Here is a 1,880-nt window from a genome sequence, read left to right on the forward strand (position 1 = left end):
GTCAGCAGCCGCGCAGGATGCTGTCGATCAGGATGCCGCCGAGGATCGCGCCGGTCATGTCGTTGCCCGAGCTGCGCGGCTGCTGACGCTGCTCCCACTGCCGCACGTCGCTCTGCGCGGCCCACAACGCCTTCGCGCCCAGCTGTGTCGCGGCCTGCGCGTGCTGCAACGCCTGCGCCGCGTCGGTCGAGGCGAGCTGCTGCGCCGCCTGCAGGTGCCGTTGTGCCTCCGACAGCCGGGTGCGGGCCTCGGCGCCGACCGCGCCGCGCCGCGTGCCGATGAAGTCGGCCGCGGACGTGACCTGAGACTGCGCGGCCGTCAGATCCTGCTGCAGCTTCTGCCGGGTGCGCTCGGCCTGTTCCTGCGCCTCGCGGGTGCGGGCGAGCACCGCGTCGAGCGTGGCGTCGGCCTCGGCGACGCGGGTGAAACTGCCCAGAGGGTCGGTCGCCTGCGCGGCACGCGCGTGGGCGAGAGCCTCGGTCGCCGCGGCCTTCGCCGTCGCCAGGTCCGCACCGCCGCTCGCCGCGAGCTGCTCGGCGGCGGCGACACCCTGCTCCAGGTCCGCGATCGCCGCGGGCAGCGTCGCCATCGCGTGCCGAATGTCGGCCTCCGCGTGATCGACACCGTCGAGCAGCGTCGACGCCTGCGTCAGCGCGCCCTCGGCCGCCCGGATCGCACCGACCGCCGGACCCTGCTTCCCGACCGGCAACGCGACAGCGTCGCGACCGTCGGCGATGGACTTCTCGGCGAACGCGAGCTGCTCACGGGCGAGCGCTGTGTTCTGCGCGACCGGCGCGAGCGTCTCGGCGGGGAACTCGGCGCGCAGCGCGGTCAGCACCGCCTCGGACGCGGGCACCCGCGCGGTGAGCGTCACGACCTGCTGGGTGAGCGCGTCGAGGCGGGCCGGGGCGTCGAGCAGCAGATCACGCATCCCGTCGAATTCGGTGACCCGCGCGTCGAGTTCGCGCCCGGCGCGCCCGCACGTGGAGATCAGGTCGACGAGCATGTCGCGGCGCTGCTGCGGGGTCTCGGGAATCGCGTCGTCGAGGCGCTGCCGGATTTCGAAGGCTTTCGCGAGCGCGGCCTGGGCCTGGGCGAAGGCCGTCGCGAACGGGGCGACGGACTGCTCGCCGAACTCGCCGCGCGCCAGTTCGAGTTCCTCGGCGCTGGTGCGCACCGCGTTGTCGGTGTCGACGAGGATGTCCTTCGCGCGGGCGTCGAGGACGTCGAGCGGCAGTGCCGCCAGCGCAGCGGTGTCGGTCGGGTCGATCCCGGCCGCGGCCCGGGCACCGGCCTCGGCACGCTTGCGCTTCGACCGCCGCGTGTACAGGTAGACGCCCCCCGCTCCGGCTACGACGACACCGCCACCGACGATCAGCGGCGTCATCGACGCGGGGGAGAGCGCGTCGTCCAGGCCCTCGGCCGCGGCGATGGCGGCACCGGCCCAGTCCTCCTCCACCAGTTGCGGCCGCACCTGGTTCGTGGCGATCGACTCGACCTCCGCGTCGGAGACGTCGGTCACGTCGTTCGACACCCAGAAGCTGTAATCGCGGTCGGTGGTGGCGACGGCCAACAGCGCCGTCTTCGGCCCGAATCCGCTCGCCTTCGCCGTGGCCTCGGTCCAGTCGGCGCCGGACATCCCGGAGAAGCTCGGTACGTACGCGACCCACAACTGCACCTGATGGTCGCCGTACAACCGGTCCAGTGCCGACTGGACCTCGGCCTTCGCGTTCGCGTCCAGCACGCCGGAGGAGTCGGTGATCTGCCCGGGCAGGCGCAGCGGGGTGTCGGCGGACGCGGCCCCGGGCCACAACAGCAGCGCCAGCAGTGCCAGCACGGCGGGCACAGCCGCGAGGATCGGGCGGGGGACCGGTCGGGTG

Annotated in this window: 1 protein-coding gene; it reads right to left on the reverse strand. The window is 73.7% G+C overall.

The features are described 5' to 3' along the window. Position 1 precedes the first annotated feature (1 nt). Complete coding sequence (locus I0Q12_RS20990; protein WP_197254290.1) at positions 2 to 1,858, reverse strand: TPM domain-containing protein; 1,857 nt, start codon at positions 1,856 to 1,858, stop codon at positions 2 to 4. Between the last annotated feature and the right edge of the window lie 22 nt (positions 1,859 to 1,880).

Origin of the sequence: Rhodococcus sp. CX (assembly GCF_015865005.1) — a bacterium.
Lineage (GTDB): Bacteria > Actinomycetota > Actinomycetes > Mycobacteriales > Mycobacteriaceae > Rhodococcus.